This is a genomic window from Henriciella sp. (genome assembly GCF_029937755.1).
GTDB lineage: Bacteria > Pseudomonadota > Alphaproteobacteria > Caulobacterales > Hyphomonadaceae > Henriciella.
Genome location: NZ_JAPYPG010000005.1, coordinates 245,040 through 264,355 on the forward strand (window position 1 = coordinate 245,040; position 19,316 = coordinate 264,355).

Annotated in this window: 13 protein-coding genes; 7 read left to right on the forward strand and 6 right to left on the reverse strand. The window is 57.4% G+C overall.

Annotated elements, in window-relative coordinates:
• The first annotated feature begins 84 nt into the window (after window positions 1-84).
• Together Q1K29_RS12905 and Q1K29_RS12910 are read left to right on the forward strand one after the other, a co-directional pair.
• Window positions 85-1,851, forward strand: coding sequence for an autotransporter assembly complex family protein (locus Q1K29_RS12905; protein ID WP_300395449.1), 1,767 nt, complete (start codon window positions 85-87; stop codon window positions 1,849-1,851).
• Complete coding sequence (locus Q1K29_RS12910) at window positions 1,851-6,173, forward strand: translocation/assembly module TamB domain-containing protein (RefSeq protein WP_300395451.1); 4,323 nt, start codon at window positions 1,851-1,853, stop codon at window positions 6,171-6,173. Before Q1K29_RS12905 ends, Q1K29_RS12910 begins: the two co-directional genes overlap by 1 nt.
• A gap of 14 nt (window positions 6,174-6,187) precedes the next feature.
• Here Q1K29_RS12910 and Q1K29_RS12915 read toward each other — a convergent pair whose 3' ends face one another.
• The 4 genes from Q1K29_RS12915 to Q1K29_RS12930 all read right to left on the reverse strand — a co-directional run bounded on the left by Q1K29_RS12915 (window position 6,188) and on the right by Q1K29_RS12930 (window position 10,954).
• The gene (locus Q1K29_RS12915) at window positions 6,188-7,390 is read right to left on the reverse strand and encodes an acyl-CoA dehydrogenase family protein (RefSeq protein ID WP_300395453.1); all 1,203 of its coding nucleotides are present in this window, start codon (window positions 7,388-7,390) and stop codon (window positions 6,188-6,190) included.
• A 242-nt stretch (window positions 7,391-7,632) separates the two neighbouring features.
• On the reverse strand, window positions 7,633-8,574 hold the full coding sequence (locus Q1K29_RS12920) for a nucleotidyl transferase AbiEii/AbiGii toxin family protein (RefSeq protein ID WP_300395455.1): 942 nt from the start codon (window positions 8,572-8,574) through the stop codon (window positions 7,633-7,635).
• On the reverse strand, window positions 8,571-9,164 hold the full coding sequence (locus Q1K29_RS12925) for a hypothetical protein (RefSeq protein WP_084394437.1): 594 nt from the start codon (window positions 9,162-9,164) through the stop codon (window positions 8,571-8,573). The genes Q1K29_RS12920 and Q1K29_RS12925 overlap by 4 nt, the downstream gene beginning before the upstream one ends.
• Before the next feature lie 914 nt (window positions 9,165-10,078).
• Window positions 10,079-10,954: a LysR family transcriptional regulator gene (locus tag Q1K29_RS12930; RefSeq protein ID WP_300395457.1), complete on the reverse strand. Its 876-nt coding sequence runs from the start codon at window positions 10,952-10,954 to the stop codon at window positions 10,079-10,081.
• 95 nt (window positions 10,955-11,049) lie between these two features.
• Between Q1K29_RS12930 and Q1K29_RS12935 the strand changes: the two genes are divergently transcribed.
• From Q1K29_RS12935 to Q1K29_RS12955, 5 genes are read left to right on the forward strand one after another with little or no spacing between them, the layout of a single operon-like run.
• Complete coding sequence (locus Q1K29_RS12935) at window positions 11,050-12,201, forward strand: acyl-CoA dehydrogenase family protein (protein WP_300395459.1); 1,152 nt, start codon at window positions 11,050-11,052, stop codon at window positions 12,199-12,201.
• Complete coding sequence (locus tag Q1K29_RS12940; RefSeq protein WP_366524207.1) at window positions 12,198-13,799, forward strand: carboxyl transferase domain-containing protein; 1,602 nt, start codon at window positions 12,198-12,200, stop codon at window positions 13,797-13,799. The genes Q1K29_RS12935 and Q1K29_RS12940 overlap by 4 nt, the downstream gene beginning before the upstream one ends.
• Before the next feature lie 4 nt (window positions 13,800-13,803).
• Complete coding sequence (locus tag Q1K29_RS12945; protein WP_300395463.1) at window positions 13,804-15,711, forward strand: acetyl/propionyl/methylcrotonyl-CoA carboxylase subunit alpha; 1,908 nt, start codon at window positions 13,804-13,806, stop codon at window positions 15,709-15,711.
• Window positions 15,711-16,163, forward strand: coding sequence for a MaoC family dehydratase (locus Q1K29_RS12950; protein ID WP_300395465.1), 453 nt, complete (start codon window positions 15,711-15,713; stop codon window positions 16,161-16,163). The genes Q1K29_RS12945 and Q1K29_RS12950 overlap by 1 nt, the downstream gene beginning before the upstream one ends.
• Complete coding sequence (locus tag Q1K29_RS12955; RefSeq protein ID WP_366524208.1) at window positions 16,160-16,987, forward strand: CoA ester lyase; 828 nt, start codon at window positions 16,160-16,162, stop codon at window positions 16,985-16,987. Before Q1K29_RS12950 ends, Q1K29_RS12955 begins: the two co-directional genes overlap by 4 nt.
• 131 nt (window positions 16,988-17,118) lie before the next feature.
• On the opposite strand, the gene Q1K29_RS12960 is transcribed toward Q1K29_RS12955, so the two are convergent.
• Window positions 17,119-17,859: an SDR family NAD(P)-dependent oxidoreductase gene (locus tag Q1K29_RS12960; protein ID WP_300395469.1), complete on the reverse strand. Its 741-nt coding sequence runs from the start codon at window positions 17,857-17,859 to the stop codon at window positions 17,119-17,121.
• Window positions 17,860-18,077: 218 nt separating this feature from the next.
• Window positions 18,078-19,307 (reverse strand): cytochrome P450, encoded by a 1,230-nt coding sequence (locus tag Q1K29_RS12965; RefSeq protein ID WP_300395471.1) that lies wholly within the window; start codon window positions 19,305-19,307, stop codon window positions 18,078-18,080.
• Between the last annotated feature and the right edge of the window lie 9 nt (window positions 19,308-19,316).

A 19,316-nucleotide genomic window follows, 5' to 3' on the forward strand; every position in this document is an offset into this window, starting at 1 on the left:
ATGTGAATAAGAGCCAGCGCCCCAGCCCTTGTCGTGCAGGTTTTGCATAACAGGTTGATGGTGTGCCAGCTCGGCTCAAAGTAGATGAAGATACACGCAACAGTCCTGATTACCGCTGTGACGTTGATGGCACTGCCAGCAGCGGCCGCACCGGTGAGCGTTGACTTCACCGGAGACAATGTCACCGACGAGGTCGAAGAGGACGTTCGCGGTGCTCTGCCAGATGAAAGTCGAGCCAAAACCGTTCTGGAAGCCCGCCGGCAGGGCCGCCGTGCCGTCAGCGCTGCTCGCAAGATGCTCAACAGCCTTGGCCACTACGATCCACAGATTGACCTCGGCATTGAGAGTACCGAGCCGCCAGCCGCCCGGCTTCGCATCGATCCCGGCCCGAGATTCGCGCTGGGGCCGGTCACGGTCGACTTCAACGGCACCCCGCCGACCAGCGCTGTCGCAGAGGAAATCCGCGACGCCCTGCCCGTCAGCCAAGGCCGGCCGGCCATTCCGTCCGAAGTCCTGGAAGCTGAACGCTGGATCGTCACGCAGCTGCGCGAGAAGGGCTATCCCTTTGCCGAAGTAAGCGACAAGCGCCTGCTGGGAGACCGCGACGCCGAAACGATCGAGGTCACATATCTTGTTCAGGCCGGTCCGCGCGTCCGGTTTGGCGAGACCCATTTTCCGGAAGACGAAATCGTGACGAAGGCTTCTTATCTGGAGCGCCTCGTCCCCTACGAGCAGGGCGGTTTATACGATCCCGAGAAACTGTCAGCCTTCAACCGCCGGCTTGCAGAGACGCGGCTGTTCCGCGTTGCGCGCGCCTCACTGGCAGAAGAGCCAAGCGGCATAGCCGAAGACGGCACCGAGATTCGCGACATCGTCATCACCATGAACGAACGCGAGCGCAACACCATTGCCGCCGGCGCCAGCTACTCGACCTCTGAGGGCTATGGCCTCAATTTGGAGTACACGCGGCGTAATCTCAGCCGCCGCGGCGATACGCTGACCAGCGAGATAACCGTCGCCGAACTGGAGCAGTCTCTCACTGTTGTCTGGCGCCGCCCGAACGAGCTTGGTTATGGCCGAGGCCTCGTCCTGAATGCGGGGGCAACAACCGAACAGACCGATGCCTATGACCGTCAGGCTCTTGAAGTCGGGGCTGCCTTCGAAGTCGTCAAAAGTCCTGAATTCACCTATTCTTACGGCGTCACTGGCGAGATCGTGCGCGAAGAAGACGATCTCGGCGAGCGCGACCTGCAAATCCTCTCCGTCTTCGCCGATGCGCGTCTCGACAAAACCGACAGCGTGCTCGATCCCCGCAAGGGCTGGCGCGCCAATGGGCGTGTTTCGCCGGCCTATTCATTCGGCGATGAAAGCAACCCTTATGTCCGTTCGGTCGGCCAGGTCAGCGGATACATCCCCTTTGACGAGGACCGCCGCTTCGTGCTGGCGGGCCGGCTGAAGGCAGGCGCGGCTCTTGGCGCCAACGCCGCCGACCTGCCGGTCGATGACCGCTTCTATTCCGGTGGTGGCGGCAGCGTGCGCGGCTATGCCTATCAGGCGATCGGTCCGCGCGCCGATGACGGGACGCCCCTCGGTGGCAAGTCGGTCGTCGAAGCCTCTCTGGAAGCGCGCTACCAGATCCGGCCAAAGATTGGCGTCGTTGCCTTTATCGATGCCGGCAGCGTGTCGATTGACGAATTCTCGAACTTCAATGACGCGCGCTATGGCGCCGGTATCGGTGTCCGCTATTCAACGCCCGTCGGACCGATCCGCCTGGATGTTGCCGCGCCGCTGAACCCGACCGATTTCGACGATCCGGTCCAGATCTATATTTCTATCGGGCAGGCCTTCTGATGAGCAGTGAGACGGCCACTCCCGAAGGCGAAAAGAAGCGCCGCCCCATTCTGAAATGGAGCCTCATCGTGCTTGGCGTACTGGCCGGGCTCGTCCTCATCCTGCTGCTGACCCTGCGCTTTGCTGCGCAGTCGGAATTCGGCCGGCAGTTCGTTGAAAAGCGGATCGAGGCGGCGGATCCGTCCGGCCAGGATATCGAGATTGAAGGCCTGTCCGGCGACTTGCTGGGCACCTTTCGGATCGAGCGACTGACCATTGCCGATGATCAGGGCGTGTGGCTCGTGGCGGAAGATGTTCTCGCTGACTGGAAGCCGCTGGCCTTGCGCAAGCGGGCCCTGCTGGTTGATGCCTTCGAGGCTGATCTTATCCATATGCTGCGCCGGCCCAATCTCGTTTCGAACGCTTCTTCCGGCGGGGGCTCGATGCCACTGCGCGCCGGCGAACTGGACAGGCTGCGCATCTCCGAATTACGCACCGAAAAGGGCGTGTTGCCCCGCGCCCTCAGCCTCGAGATAAATGGTCAGGGCCGAATTGCAGGCGATGGCGGACGCACACAACTCTCTGTCCTGCCACTCGAAGGCGAAGGCGATGAACTGCTCGCCGACCTTACCTGGTCTGACGATGTTCGCCTGCGCGGAACGCTTGATCTCAATGGCCCGGCCGGCGGCCTGTTTGCCGCTCTGGCCCGTCTCGAGCCTGGCCAGTCGCTTTCGGCCTCGCTTGATGCCGACGGCACTCTGGATGACTGGGCGGGCGAAGCGACCATTGCTGTCGATGGCGAAACGGCCGTCGAGGCCGAAGCCGGGACCGAAGATGGTGTCATTGGCTTCGATCTAACAGCCTTCCCGCGCCGCCATCCGCTGTCGCGCCAGGTTGCCGATACGCTGGGCGAAACGATCACGGTGGAAGGCCGGCTGTTGAGCAATGATGACAGGCAGCGTCTGCTGGAGCTGACGGCCAATGCCGAGGGCCTGGAACTGGACGCTCAGGCCGGACGACCGCAATCGGGTACCTATAGCGCAGATATCCGCCTCGCGATTGACGAGCCATCTCGCTATGCGGACAGAGACAACATCTCCGTATCCAGCGCCCTTCTCGACGGCACCCTTGTCTATGATCAGGGCGCGGCACGTTTTGAGGGTACGCTGGAGGCGAGCGATGTCGATGTCCCCTCCTTCACCGCCGAGACCGTCTCCGGCCCGCTCAACGTGGTCTATGACAGCCCATCCATCCTCGTGCGCACCACGCTGACAGGTGAGCGCGCAACTCTGCCGGGCATGACCGGCAAGATTGCCGGGGGCCAGCCAGTCCTCAAACTCAACGGGCAATACGCCCTCGGCAGCAGAACGCTCTCCCTTCGTGAAACTCTCCTGACCGGGAAGGCCGGGCGTGTCAGCGCAGCCGGAACGATGAGTTTCAGCCCGTCTTTCAATGCCGATATGGCAGGCAGCTTCACAGTGGATGGCGCAGCGGCCGATCTGCAGCGCCCGGTCAAGCTGAATGGCCAATTCCAGGCCAATCGTGCAGGGGCAGGCCGGACGACCTTCACCCTCTCCACCCGGGCCAGCAATTTCGGCAGTCTCCCCTCCCCGCTCAGCCAATGGAGCGATGGCCAGGCGCGTCTCGATGCACGTGGCGAAATACAGGGCGGCGGTGCCGTGCGGCTTTCCTCCTTCTCCCTGCAATCGGGGACGCTTCAACTCGATGGGTCCGGGCGCATGACATCCGAGCAGCGCCTCATGGCCGAGGCCGACCTCACCGCAGGTGAAGCCCGGCTGGCCGGCATGGCGCTGGACAGCCTGAACGGACGTGTCTCCATCACTGGCCCTGTCTCCGATCTCAATTTTGAAACCCGGCTCAATGCACCCTCGCTCGGCAATGACAGCATCAGCTTTTCCAATATCAACCTGATCGCCGACGGCAGATATGGAGATGGCACGCTGAACACGGCGGCCGAGCTCACTTCCGAGACCTCGAACAATGGGCCGATAACCGTCAGGACAGGCCTGATTGTGAACGGTCGGCAGTGGTCGGTCAGCGACTTTCAGGCGGAGTGGGGCTCACTGACTGCCGAAGCTGGCCTTCGAGGCGATGGCGGCAAACTGAGCACGATACGCGGCGAGCTGAGCGTAAATGGCAACCTGCCGGAAGGCTTGCCGGCAGAGCGCATCGTCGCGGACGCCAATATCCAGGGAGAAAGGCTCGCTATAGATGCAACGCTGGAATCCTTCGCGGTAGGGCCGACAGAAGCTGATGCGCTTGTCTTCCGCGCCAGTGGCACCCCTGAGAACGTAGACTTCCTGATTGAGATGAGGGGCAGCACGGAACTGAATGAGCTCAGTTACGAAACCGTACTGGACATGGACGGCCACGTGGAAGGCCTGACCACTGGCCGGATCGACCTGACCACATCGCTGTCTGCCCTGCTTGGCGATATCGGCCTGAATACCGAAGAACCGCTCCGCTACACTCAGTATGAAGACGGCTTTGAAGCCTCTGCCCGGTTTGCGGCCCTCGGCGGGACCTTCTCTCCTTCGGTCACAACGCGTGGGCAAACCGCACTACGGCTTGAAGGAGAAGGCTTGCGGATCGCGCCGGTTCTCCTGATTGCAGGCCGGCCGGCGCTGGAAGGCGTCCTGTCGATTGACGTCGACTTCACTGAAACCGAAGGCGGTCTGTCCGGCCCGTTCAACGCCGAACTGGCGGGCATTTCCCAGCCGGGATCCGAACTCGGTCCGGTTGATCTCATCATTTCGGGAGACCTGCAGACCGACCAGCTCGTGACCAATATTCGTGCCGATGACAATGAGGCGCTGGAAGCCCGGGTCGATATTACTGTGCCTGTGCGCACGATGGAGGCCCCGCCCTTCATCCTTCGCCAACCGGATACGGAGATGCCGTTCCAGGCGCGTGTGGATGGTCCGATCGATGCGGTCTCTGCGCTGCTTGTGCCGCCTCAAATGGTGCTGCGAGGCCTCATCGACCTGGAAATGTCGGGGAGCTTGCCAACCCTCAATGAAAGCTTTTCCGGCGAGCTTCGCTTCGCCGAGGGCGAGTTTGAGCATGGCGATCTCGGCATGGTGCTGAACCAGATCAATGCGGCAGCCACGCTCGGCGGCGGCTCCGTCGACCTCACGGAATTCAACGCCGCTGGCCGCTCCGGCGGTACACTCTCCGGGAGCGGGACGATGGCGGTCGATGGCTCGGCCATCAGCGATATCCAGATCGAGGCAAAAGAACTCGTCGTCACCGAACGCAAGGAAGGCCGCGCGACCGTCAGCGGGACCATGGAAGTCCGTCAGCAGCCGGAGCTGCTGGAGATCATCGGTGATCTCACTGTCGACAAGGGTGAAGTCAACATCGACAACCTGCCCGATGGCGGCCCACCGACCCTGAACGTGAATTTCGAAGACCCAATTGAGGAAGACGACGAAACTGAGGAAGAGGAAGCCGCAACCCGTCTCGACATTCAGCTGAATGCACCGGGCCGCATTGATGTGCGCGGTCGCGGCGCCAATGCCGAGCTTTCGCTCGACGCCGACATTACCGGGTCGCTCGGCAATCCGGTGATTACCGGGGAAGCCAATATCGTCCGCGGTCGCTTTGACCTGATCGGCAAGCGCTTCCAGTTCTCTGACAGCTCTATCCGTCTTGCACCGGAACTGGGCACTTCACGTCTGGACATTTCAGCCACGCATGAAACACGCGACGACATTCTCGCTATCCTGAATGTCGATGGCACCATCGATCGCCCGGAGATCTCGCTGACCTCCGACCCCATCCTGCCGGAAGACGAGGTGCTGTCTCGCGTTCTGTTCGGGCGCTCGCCGACACAGTTGAGTGGTCTTGAAGCTGCACGCCTGGCCGCTGCTCTGGCCCAGCTTTCCGGCGGTGGCGGGTTTGACCTGATGGGCGGTATCGAACGCGCGCTTGGCCTCGACACTTTCGATCTTGGCTCGGGCAATGACGGGGATGTCCAGGTCACGAGCGGGAAATACCTGACCGAGAATGTCTATCTGGAAGTCCGCTCAGGTGCGACAGCTGCGCCCGGCGTCGCCATCGAATGGGAACCAGTCAGCAATATCGAGGTAGAAGCCGCAACCAGTACCGATGACGGGCAGCAATTCTCCATTCAGTGGAAGCGTGACTTCGATGACGGTGTCTTTCCGGGCATAGCCGGCAACAGGACGGGCTCGGCGTCAGCGCCATCAGCGGGCCAGCCGGATGCCGATCCTGGTATCGTCGATAATGCAGATGAAGAGGACTTCGGCACGGCATCTGACACAGCCGTAGAAGACGGCGCTGCGCCGGTAGACGAATAGACCGAAAGCAAAGGTCAGAGCTGAGACGTGTCAGTGGGCTGTTGCAGGAAAATCCGGCCCGCAAGTTCATAGGTCTGCTGCTTCACCATCATGTGCTGGGTGGCGACATGGACATCACGAAAACGACGCTGGATGGGGGATGTCCGGTATACCGCCGTGCCGCCGGCAAGTTCATAGATGAGATCGACCGCCTGTTTTGCAGACTCCACCGCACTTGTCGTGGCAAGCCTGACATCCCGCTTGAGCGCGACAGGCACCTCCCCTGCTTGCGCCGCCGTCCAGGCGGTCTCGATCGCCTCATGCAGGAAAGCCCGCCCTTGCCGTATATGCGCTTCTGCCCGTGCGACTTCACGATGGGTGGATGATTTCTCCGCCAGCGAACTGCGGGAGCCAGCCGGGACCTTGTCGACGGCAAGATCATAAAGGTCGTTGATCGCGCCGCGCGCCGCACCGAGTGCGACTGCGGCGATGCCGATGCCGAGCATGCCGAAGGCCGGAAAGCGGAAGATGGGCGCATCATCACGCGCCGTACCGAAACCGCTTACCATCCGGTCTTCCGGCACGAATACACCTTTCACTTCAAAGTCTGTCGACCCGGTCCCCTGAAGGCCGGCGACCGTCCAGGTATCAATGAAGCTCACCTCATCAGCGGCAAAGATTGCCGAGAGATGCTGCGGTTTTCCGCCTGCATCCGGAATGATCCTGCCGTCTTCATCTGCCAGAAAGCAGCCGGCGCTGATCCAGTGCGCATTCTGCGAGCCCGAGCCCCATGCCCAGCGTCCATTGATGATGTAGCCCGACGTGCCGTTGCGTTCGGTCCGGACGGCGCGGCCCATCGGCGCGAAGATGCCTGCTGTTATCACACCCGGCGTATTCAGCAGTTCGCGTACAGCATCCGTTTGTGAAAAGGCCATGCCATAGGCTGCCGTGGTCGCGATAAAGGCACACCAGGCCGCAGAGGCATCTGCCTGTGCCAGCCTCTCGACCACCTGTGCATATTCCAGGGGTGACGCGCCTTTCCCGCCCCAGTCTGGAGGCGTACACATGGCGTAGAAGCCATCAGCTGCGAAGCGGTCGGCAATGTCCTGTGGGAGCCTACGCGCCCCTTCGATCTCGCTGGCTCGCCGCGCGAGTTCGGGTTTCCACTCTGCGGCGCAAGCGGACAGCTGACTGTGCGTCGATGAGGCGGGCATGGTGTCGGCAATATTATCTGGCATTGATTCCTCTTCGGCGTCTGACGCGCGTTCCTTATGGAGGATATCACACGCCACCCGGTATTGTCCGGGGCAGCCGGCAAGAAATTCGTGGTCATGCGAGCTTCAAGCACAAAAAAAAGCCCCTGAAATCCGAAAGGAAATCAGGGGCTTGATGGGTGCGGGAGGGCGCACCCAACAAAAGAGTAAGCTAGTAATTCCTTTTATTTCAGAGGGTTAGAGGTTTCCCTGCGAGCAACGATCATTCAAAGTTCCGGCAGGCGCCGGCTGATGCGTGCCAGAATATCGTCAAAGAGTGCAGGCTCCCTGTAGTAAAGCGCTCGTGACTTCGCATAAGCGTCCGCGTACGCCTTTCGCGTTTCTGCGTCGCTCAACAGAAAGGCTTCGTTCCTGGTGAGGTCCGGTTCATCTGCCTTGCGGAACCTTTTGGCCTTGTGGTCCTTGTACGCGTCTGTTCCGATGAACTCTTTCACTGAGGCGTCAGCGAGCAGGCAGTTCACGTCATAATAGTGGCGCATGAAATTGACAGGCATGTCGCCGTCCGCCTGCTGCTTTCGGAATTTCGTTGAGATGGTCTGGAGCTTTTCGACAAAAGTATAGCCCGGCTCATAGCAAGGCACATCGACCGCGCGGGTGTCGGTCAGGTCTGCAATCCCACTCTCGACTGCAAGTTCGTAAGCCCAGGACGAAATCGTACATGGCCGGTTCGGCGCCACCTGGTCGAACCCGACTTCGAGCAGGATGCCTGCCTTCAGCCCTTCTGGCAGTGGATTCACCGACTCATACTTCAATCGAATGCCTGCGCCGCGATAGTGGCGTGTGTCGTCGAACTCTTCGTCGCGGACCACTTCGATAATGCCAGGAATTTTGATGGCTTCGGCCAGACCGTTGAAGAATTCGAGACGCGCCTTTACCTGCGCAGGCTTGTTGTGGTTTGGGCCATACTGGAGGTCGGTCTCTGGGTGGATCAGGATGTCGATGTCTTCCGAAAAACGGTCGATGAGGCCGTATCCCTTTGACAGCGAAGTTCCGCCTTTCAGCTCAAACTTATAGTCAAGCTGCTGCAGTCCCCAGAGGCAGTGCATCAACCAGTAGTCTTTTTCGATGAGGCCCGGATCGATAGTGTTGTTTCGCGCAGCAACAGCGATGAGGTCGGCAAAATCAGGCAGTGCGTGCAGGAGGGTCACGCGGCGGTTGCCTGATCAGGGTTCAATACAGGCTTGAGGAGCCTTGCAGCCCGCGCCGATCCGAAATCCTTCACCGCACGTGACAGTCGCGCGCGGTCCATACGTCGCGCACGCCTAAGTGCCTTGGGAAGCACTGCTGCCTTTTCCTCGGGAAGCCGATCGAGGTTGTGCAACAGATCCACCAGGAGGAATTCTTCGCTGAGGTTTGAAGGAACAGAGGTCCGCATGCGGAAGTCATAGCGTCGGCCATCCAGCTCGAAATGGCCGTGCCGTTTGCGATTATAAACTACCGGCTCATTGTAGAGCTGCGTCGTTCCCAATTCGAGGCTGTTATAGGCGTTTGGCGAAACCATAAGAAACCGGTCATCCCCCAGGAATGACTCAACCAGCTTCTCCGGCTTGGCGGGTGCCTGCCCGAACCGAGTTTTCTTCGGAGCCATATAGAGCCCTGCCCCAACCTTTTCGAGGCGTCCTTCGTCAAGCAGCTGTCCAACATGTCGATCGACAGCGTTTGACCAGGTCGCAAGCTCCTTGCGCCGGTACACCTGTCCGGGGCGCAATTTCCTTTTTAGTTTTGCAAGCGCGGTCATGTTCTGTCTCCATCACCCACAATATAGGGGTCATGCTCCATATTATGCAACATTTCTTATTAAAAAGTCATGCACAACAAAGACAATAAATACTCTCGACACAGGTGCAAGATATTGATTTTACGATGTTTTATAGAATGAGGAAGCAGGTCTCTTAATCACCGGAATGGCACAATCCGTACTAAACAAAAGGGTCTGGGGTCCAATTTATTTATGAATTGAAGCTCGTACGCAGCGAAACCAGGTTGCCCTTTCGCCAAGAGCCGACAATGGATTCCGAACCGCGAGTGACGCGCCTCACCCATGACCTTGAAACTTATTGAATTCAACGTGTTAAAGCGTCGAATTTTTCGCCTGTAGTGCAAAAAGTCTGCAAATTGTAGTGCAAACTGTGGTGCACTCCTTTCCTGCTTTCTGAGTTCGACCCGGCCGATCCGCGCCACGGCTGTAGCTAATCCATTTCGGCCCATGAGTCATCATTGACCCACTCGATGATGAACAAGCGGTGCATCCAGCAGCAAATACTGCGGATCACAATATGTTGTGGATAATTTTTACCGTCAGCGGGCCCGAAGAAAAATTCGACTGAGTTTTCCATCATGCAGGCTATTCAACATGATAACTTTACAAGGTCTTGGTGCATTCCCGCAACATGTTTGATATCTGGGATATCCCTCAAGCAAACGCATCGATTCTCGAGAACTAGTCTGATCTGTCGCCTGGTTAAAATCGTGAGGTCGTATGCCTAAAACGAGAAGATTGCACTTCCAATAATGCCAAAGGTTAGCGTGTTGAAAATATTCCTCCCCTCGGAATTATGTTGGAGTTTCGACTTTGTCGCCAGAACCTGAACATGATCGTGTCTGCGGCTGAAAAAGCTGCCTGAGGACAAGATCCGTGCGTCAACCTATGCCTTAATTTCGTCGACTGACAACTTCCCTGAATTTCTGAAACGCGGGCGAACCGTCGACTGCGGTCCGGTTTACATCCGGCGAAAACATCAAACCAATTTTCCGCGTCAGGTCGAACCCGGTCAATCGGGACTGCCAAACGCCGCGGCACACATGAGACTCCGGGACAACAGTCATTCCGAGTCCGGCCGCAACCATGGCCATCACCCGATCGTCCTGAGAGGACCTGTAGGCGAAAAATGGCCGTACACCGCGCTCTGTAAAGTACCGGCTGGTCTCGGACAGCGCTTCGCATTGTCGGCGGACAATCATGACGCTGCCCGCTAGCGCTTCGGCCTTTAGGTCGCTCTTGCCTGCCTCTGGGTGACTGCGAGGCAAGGCGGCGACATAACCCTCTTCAAAAAGAATTTCTTCTCCAAATCGTGCCTCTCCCCTCCCCACAAGCGTCAACGCCGCATTAATCCGGCCGCGCCCAATACCATTCACGAGCTCACGTTCTGTACCGTCGACGACTTCTATTCGTTGCGTCGGGTCGGCAGACAGCATCTGCGCGATGGCGGACCGGACCAACGCCGAAGAGATTGTGTTGAGGATTCCGAGCTTCAGGATCCTTGATGGCTGTACATCCTGGATAGCGGCTAGAGATCGATTGAATTCACTTTCGATCCGTCGCGCAAAGGGCAGGAAGCGCGCGCCCGCATCAGTCAGGTTTACACGCTTATTGTTTCGGTCGAACAGGCTCGCCCCAACAAGTTCTTCAAGCTTGGCAATACCAATAGACAGGGTCGGCTGGGCGACATGCATCCGCTGCGCTGCGCGGGTGAAGTTGCCACTGTCCACGACGGCGAGGAAATAACGAACGAGATACCGATCAATCATAGAGTACACTTATACAGTTGAGCCATTTAATTCAATTTTCTCTATTTATTTAAATTTGCTAGCCCCTAGCACAAGTTATGGAAGGGAACAGACACATGACTCTTTTTGATTTTTCCCTAGGCGAAACGGCGGACATGATCCGCGAAACCTGCGCGCGGTTTGCCCAAGACCGACTGGCACCGATTGCCCCGGAACTTGACCAGACCGACGAGTGCCCACGGTGGATCTGGGCGGAAATGGGCGAACTCGGCCTGCACGGGATAACCGTTGAAGAAGCTGACGGCGGACTTGGACTTGGCTACCTGCATCATGTCGTAGCCATGGAAGAGATATCCAGGGCGTCCGCCTCCATTGGCCTCTCCTATGGCGCTCATTCCAACCTTTGCATCAACCAGATCCGGCGCTGGGCCAGTGCGGACCAGAAAACCCGCTACCTGCCAAGGCTGGTAAGTGGCGAACATGTCGGCGCGCTTGCAATGTCGGAAGTGGGGGCCGGCTCTGATGTCATGAGCATGACGCTAAAAGCCGAAAAAGCTGATGGTGGGTTTGTTCTGAACGGCAGCAAATTCTGGATAACCAACGGCCCCATCGCCGATACGGTGGTAATCTACGCCAAAACCGATCCGTCGGCGGCTTCAAAGGGGCTGACGACGTTTCTTGTTGAGAAGGAATTTGACGGATTTTCCGTTGCCAGAAAACTCGACAAGATGGGGATGCGGGGATCCTACACCGGAGAACTGGTCTTCCAGGACTGTTTTGTCCCCGACGCGAATGTCATGGGCGACATCGGCCAAGGCGCGGCGATCTTGATGAGCGGCCTCGACTATGAGCGCACAGTGCTGTCCGGCGGACCGATCGGCATCATGCAGGCCTGCATTGATACGGTCCTTCCCTATGCCCGCGAACGAAAACAATTCGGCCAGCCCATCGGAAATTTTCAGCTCATGCAGGCCAAACTTGCCGACATGTATGTCGCACTCAACTCCGCAAGGGCTTATGTCTACGCCGTCGCCCAAGCCTGTGACGAAGGCCGAACCACCCGATTCGACGCGGCCGGAGCCATTCTGATGGCGAGCGAGAGCGCAGTACGGACCTCGATGGAGGCCATTCAAGCGCTAGGCGGCGCAGGCTACACAAAGGAATGGCCCGTCGAGCGATTTGCCCGGGATGCAAAGCTGTATGACATTGGCGCAGGAACGAACGAGATCCGCCGCTTCCTCATTGGCCGGGAGCTCATGAAAGGATGAGCGGTCCCACGATGAAGAGTCAGCTGAGCGCGGCCGATCCCGGCTTCGCCCACAATGACCGGAACAATCGCGCGCTTTGCCAGCGACTTCACGAGGACGTCGCCCGCACGGCACTCGGCGGAAATGAGCGTGCGCGCGAGCGACACACTTCACGTGGGAAGCTTCTGCCTCGGGATCGTGTTCGGCACTTGCTCGATCCGGCGAGTCCGTTCCTCGAACTTTCGCAACTGGCCGCCTCCGGCATGTATGGACAAGAAATTGCCGGTGCGGGACTGATTACCGGCATCGGCCAGGTTTCCGGTCGGTCGGTGATGATCATCGCCAATGACGCCACCGTCAAAGGTGGCACGTACTATCCGCTCACTGTCAAAAAGCACCTCCGGGCACAGGAGGTGGCGCTCGAGAACAATCTGCCCTGCATCTACCTCGTCGACTCTGGCGGCGCAAATCTGCCCCACCAGGACGAAGTTTTCCCCGACAGGGATCATTTCGGTCGCATCTTCTACAATCAAGCCAACATGTCGGCGCGCGGCATACCGCAGATTGCCTGTGTCATGGGAAGCTGCACGGCAGGCGGTGCCTATGTGCCAGCCATGTCCGATGAATCCATAATTGTTCGCGAACAAGGCACGATTTTCCTGGCCGGCCCCCCTCTGGTCAAAGCTGCAACCGGCGAGGTGATTTCTGCCGAGGAGCTAGGCGGCGGAGATATCCATAGCCGCAAGTCGGGCGTGACTGACCATCTGGCAGAAAATGATGAACACGCCCTCACCATCGTTCGAGACATTGTGGCAACCCTGCCCCGGAACCGGAAGGCGGACATCAATCTTCAACCGGCCCGACCTCCCCTTTATGCACCGGAAGAAATATATGGCGTCCTCCCACCCGACCTTCGGACGCCGTTCGATGTTCGGGAGATTATTGCCCGGCTGGTGGACGGCTCGCAATTTCACGAATTCAAATCACTCTACGGAACTACGCTCGTCTGCGGATTTGCACGCATCTGGGGGATACCGGTGGCGATACTGGCAAACAATGGCGTCCTCTATTCTGAAAGCGCGCAGAAGGGCGCTCATTTTATCGAACTCGCGTGCCAGCGCCGCATACCCCTACTTTTTCTGCAGAACATTTCCGGGTTCATGGTTGGCGGAAAGTATGAAGCCGAAGGCATAGCTAAACACGGCGCGAAACTCGTGACCGCCGTCGCGACCGCGCAGGTGCCCAAAGTCACCGTGCTGATTGGCGGAAGTTTCGGCGCTGGAAATTATGGCATGTGCGGGCGGGCATACCAGCCAAGGTTCCTCTTCACCTGGCCAAATAGCCGGATCTCGGTAATGGGTGGGGAACAGGCAGCCAGCGTCCTCGCCACGGTCCACAGAGAAGCCGATACTTGGACACCCGAAGACGCCGAAGCGTTCAAAGCCCCGATTCGGGATAAGTACGAAACCGAAGGCAATCCCTGGTATGCAAGCGCCAGACTCTGGGATGACGGCATCATTGATCCTGCTCAGACCCGTGATGTTCTCGGCCTCGCATTTTCCGCAACTTTGAACGCTCCAATTCCCGAACGGGCACAATTCGGCGTGTTCAGGATGTAATGTCATGATCAAATCACTTCTTATTGCCAACCGTGGTGAGATTGCCTGCCGCGTCATTCGCACGGCTCGACGTCTCGGCATTCGAACCATCGCAGTCTATTCAGATGCAGACGCGAGCGCTCTTCATGTGAATCTGGCAGATGAGGCCGTTCATATCGGCCCCTCCCCGGCCGCAGATAGTTATCTTGTTGGAGACCGCGTGATTGCGGCTGCGCAGCAGACAGGTGCGGAGGCGATTCATCCGGGGTACGGATTTCTATCGGAGAACGCCGATTTTGCAGCCCGGGTCATAGAGGCCGGACTCGTTTGGGTCGGCCCCCACCCGGACAGTATTCGCGCCATGGGCCTGAAGGATGCTGCCAAGAAGCTCATGCAGGACGCTGGCGTTCCAACTACTCCAGGCTATATCGGCGACGACCAGTCTCCCAAACACCTGAAACAGCAGGCTGCCCGGATTGGGTATCCCGTTCTGATCAAGGCTGTTGCAGGCGGCGGCGGCAAGGGCATGCGCAAGGTCGATCGTGCCGAGGACTTTGAAGAGGCTCTTGCGTCCTGCCAGCGCGAAGCCACGGCATCCTTTGGCGACCAGACCGTGCTCCTCGAAAAGTGGATCACCAATCCGCGCCACATCGAAGTCCAGGTGTTCGGAGACACTCACGGCAATATAGTTCACCTGTTTGAACGCGACTGCACGCTTCAGCGCCGGCACCAAAAAGTCATTGAAGAAGCTCCCGCCCCTGGCATGGATGAAGAGACGCGTGAGGCCGTCTGCATAGCGGCCGTGAACGCTGCCCGCGCGGTCAACTATGTCGGAGCAGGTACGGTCGAGTTCATCGCCGACGGCTCCGCATCGCTGAGTGCTGACCGGATCTGGTTCATGGAAATGAATACGCGCCTGCAGGTGGAACATCCCGTAACTGAAGAGATAACGGGGGTGGACCTCGTCGAATGGCAGCTGCGCGTTGCATCCGGTGAGCCTATCCCGCTCGCTCAATCGGACCTCCAGATCAAAGGCTGGTCGATGGAAGCGCGCCTTTACGCGGAAAACCCGGTCACAGGCTTTCTTCCTTCAACCGGTCCGCTGCGCGTGTTATCACTTCCGCACAGATCAGCACGGATCGAGAGCGGCGTCAGCGAGGGCGGTGCGGTTTCTCCTTTCTACGACCCGATGATCGCGAAATTGATCTGCACCGGTGACACCCGGGACAAGGCCCGCACGGCACTCGCCGAGGCTTGTGACGGCGTGGCTACATATCCAGTACACAATAATGCAGGGTTTCTGGCCCGGCTCTTGCGCGACGAAACCTTCGCAGCTGGTAGCGCGACCACCGGCTATATCGGTGAGCACTTGGATCGTTTGGTCGGTCGTCCCGAGCCTTCAGTTGAAGGCCTTGCGGCGGCAACGAAAACGCTGGGTGAAGCGCGATGGGCATATGATCGCTTTAGTCCTGTTTCGGGCGCCTGGGACCGTTTGACCGGATTCCGTGTCAATGGACCCGTCGACCTTGAAACTCAGATTGCAGTCGATGGAGAAATCCGAACCGCCACATTGCAGAGAGTCGAAGGGAAGCCAACCACCCTCTTGCCAATAGACGACAATGTTCTGCTGATTGAACACGGCTGGCCATTTGAAGTGTCGCTTTCTCGACATGGTACCGGTATCGACGGAGCCAGCTCATCCGATGGCAGCATCATTTCACCCATGCCGGGACGTATCATTTCCGTCGCCGTCAGGGACGGTGACATCGTCAAGGCCGGCCAAGCACTGGCAACCGTCGAAGCCATGAAGATGGAGCATGTTCTTCGCGCGCCATTTGATGGTGAAGTCCGGGAGCTCTCGACAACGGAAGAGGACCAAGTGATCGAAGGTAAGCTGCTGATGAAGATCGTTCAGTTGGAAGGGGAAACGTGATGGCCGGCCGATATTATGATGACTGGACGATCGGTGACACGATCGTTCATGACCTCGAACGGACTGTAACCGAGGCCGACAATCTGACCATATGCACAATGACCCATAATCCGCAGCCCTTGCATCTCAGCCGGGCTTATGCAGAGACGACCGAGTTCGGACAGATTGTCGTGAATGGCATATTCACCTTCGGTCTGATGGTGGGCGTGTCCGTCGGCGAAACGACACTCGGCACGCTCGTGGCCAATCTCGGCTACGACAAGCTGGTAATGCCAGCGCCGGTTTTCATCGGCGACACACTTCGTGCCCGGACTGAAATTATCGCACTACGCGAAAGCAAATCCCGTCCCGATGCCGGGATCATTACTTTTGGTCACAAGATGTTCAATCAGCGCGACAAGCTTGTTTGCGAAAGCCTGCGCATGGCGCTCATCCTAAAAAGGCCAGTTTGATAATGCGCTCCCTTCTCTTTGTTCCTGGTGACCGGCCGGACCGGTTCTCCAAAGCCATTGCGAGTGGGGCTGATGCGCTGATCCTGGATTTAGAGGATTCAGTCAGTCTCGGCCGCAAGACCCACGCCCGACAGGCAATTTCCGAATTCACCTCAATTGAGCAGGGTTTGCCCGTCTTTGTGCGCGTCAATCCGCTGACATCTCGTCTTCTGGAAGAAGATCTTCAAGCGATCACAGACTCACGGATCACCGGCCTTGTTCTTCCCAAGTGCGAGTCTGGAAGCGATGTTCAGATGCTGAGCTCGCAATCGGGGAGACCCGATTTGAAGATCCTGCCCGTTACAACAGAAACCCCGAAAGCGGTGTTTGGCCTGAGCTCGTATGCAAACTCTGCGTCAACCCTTGCAGGGTTGACTTGGGGGGCCGAAGATCTGCCGGTCGCCATTGGCGCTTCAAGCTCGCGGGAAGACAACGGAACCTATACCCCACCCTATGAACTGGTTCGCAGCCTGACCCTGTTCGGCGCACATGCTGCTGAGGTGCCGGCAATTGAAACCGTATTTCCAGACATCCGGAACCTGGACGCTTTGGCAGCCTATGCATCGCGTGGACGACGCGACGGTTTCAGCGGGATGATGGCCATCCACCCGGCGCAGATAACCGTGATCAATGACGCCTTTACGCCTTCCGCCGACGAGATTGCACATGCCCGGAAAATCGTTGCCGCATTCGCTGCAGATCCTGATGCTGGTGCATTGCAACTCGACGGGATGATGATCGACGCACCGCATCTCAAGCAAGCCAGACGCCTATTGTCGCTTTGAATTGTGAATATGTCTAATCGCCAGGTGCGCCTGAAAAGGCTCAGGGAATTATCTACAAAGCGCTACATGCAGGAAGATGAGTACCTCCCAAAACTGCCTTCTCGATTACAGAAGTTACTATGATAAAATACTCAGTGAAGTCGTATCACACCTTCAAATCGCATTTTGTCTGCAACAGCCTTATGAGTAAAGAAATTTGCTATAGCCTTCGCGGGCTCGTCCACGAGCTGCATGTCCTCTCTTGGTACTTGCCGAACCATATTATCAACTCGCGCGTTTCGGATTATAGCTTGCATATCTGTATCCATCATTCCCGGCCGCACCGCGAGAACGATGAGATCCGGCCTCTCACTTGCCAAGGTCATGCTGAGACGCTCTAATCCTGCCTTGCTCGCCGCATAGGCGCTCCAGCCTTGCAATTCAGCAACTGCAGCGCCAGAAGATACGTTGATTATAATGCCCCCTGACGATAGATGCGGAAGGCTCACTCGCAGCACGTGGTAGGCGCCGATCAAATTTATCTGGATGCAATCAGCCCAGCAGGCGGGGTCGCTGTCTTGAACTTTATCAATGGGTTCAATAACACCAGCATTATTGATTACACCGCCGAGACGCTCGCCGGGCAGCAGCGCCTGGACGATATTGACCCGCAGAGCATCCCAATTGGCGACATCTGCAACTATGGTGCGGACCTGACGTCCCCAAATAGGTTCGATATCGGCGCGAGTGCTGGCGAGATTAGCGCAAGAACGTCCTAGCAGTAGTGGCTCAACCCCGCCTTTTGCCAATGCCCTTGCGGTAGCAGCACCTAGCCCTTTTCCGGCGCCAGTAACAAGTACGGGACCACTAGTAACTATTTCGTCAGTTTGCACGTCATTTCCAGTTCAGTAACTACGGGATTTAGGGATAAGTTTCTAAGCGGGGTTGCGATGAACTAAAGAGTTAGAAATTTCCTTGGCTTTGGTGCCAACCTTCATGTTGGCTATCTCCCGGTTATGTGAAAAATCCATGTAAAAATTCGAACGGATTCCCTTGTGGCAGAGCCAATCTCTACTGCACACGTTTAGTCAAGCTGTGTGTTGTGGGACCCTCAGCGAATGAGCATCGGAAGGGAGTTGATCTTCATCTCACCGACTGCGCCGCCATATGTAGGCACCATATCTGTATCCTTCAAACGCGCATCAGGGAATCGGGAAATCAGCCTCTCAAGGGCGATCCGGATTGCCAGTCTGGCGACCCGAAACCCCACGCAATGATGCGGTCCCGTACCGAACACGATGTTACGCCCTCCTCGATGGATATCGAATCGTAGTGGGTCAGGATAAACTGTTGGATCGTAGTGCGCGGCCTGCGGACATACCCTAACGATCATTCCCTTTGAGACGGGGGTGCCTCCAATGACCGTATCTTGCAAAGCAAATCGAGGAAACGTTAAGTAGCCACCCGTTTGCCAACGCTGACACTCATCCATAGCTGATGGAATCAAGGACTTGTCCATCTTCAATTGCCCAACAGCTTCAGGATGGAGATAAAGCGCGTAAAGCGTGTTTGTAAAAGAGACAGTCGTGGCTGAAAGCGCACCGGCACATATGGTAAAAATCTGGTCAAACAATTCCTGATCGCTAAGTTTCCCGGATTCGTCTCGCGCATGTATCAGGTTTGAAATTAGATCCTCTTTGGGGCGTTGGCGCCGTTCCGCGATCATTTCATTAATCAAAGACTGCGCCTCGATGAATGCATCAACGCAATCCTGTGGGAATCCTTCGTTCGTATCGGCGTATGTCACTTTCGGAATGGCATCATGCATACGCAGAAAGACCTGCTTCTGATCCTCCGTCAGGTTTAGCATGACGGTCAAAAGCGTTTCGACAATCAAATGACTTGCATACTGCTTCACCGCATCGAACTCTTGGCCCTCACGCTGGATCTCATCGAGCAGTAACTCTACAGACTGGGCGATTCCACCTTCCAGAGCCGCAGCTGCACGCGGAGAGAATGCAGGGCCCATCAGCCGCCTAATGCGCATATGCTTTTCGCCATCCATCTGAGCTAACACCTGTACTCCCATGAATTTGTCAAAAACTTCAAATCCGGGACCTTTTGGAAGTTCCGTAGAAAACCTGTCAGTGTCTTGGTAAACACTATTAACGTCTGCATACCGGCCGCAAATAACGATGACATGCCCTCCCGACCGGACATAAAACGGGTCCATGGTCGCCCATCCGGCGGCAAGTTGTTGCATATTTGCTTTGGTTTTTGCGCTGCCTAAATCGATGTCTATCAATTTCTCAGCGTCCAAATTCAGGTTGTCAGTCAACATGATAGTCCT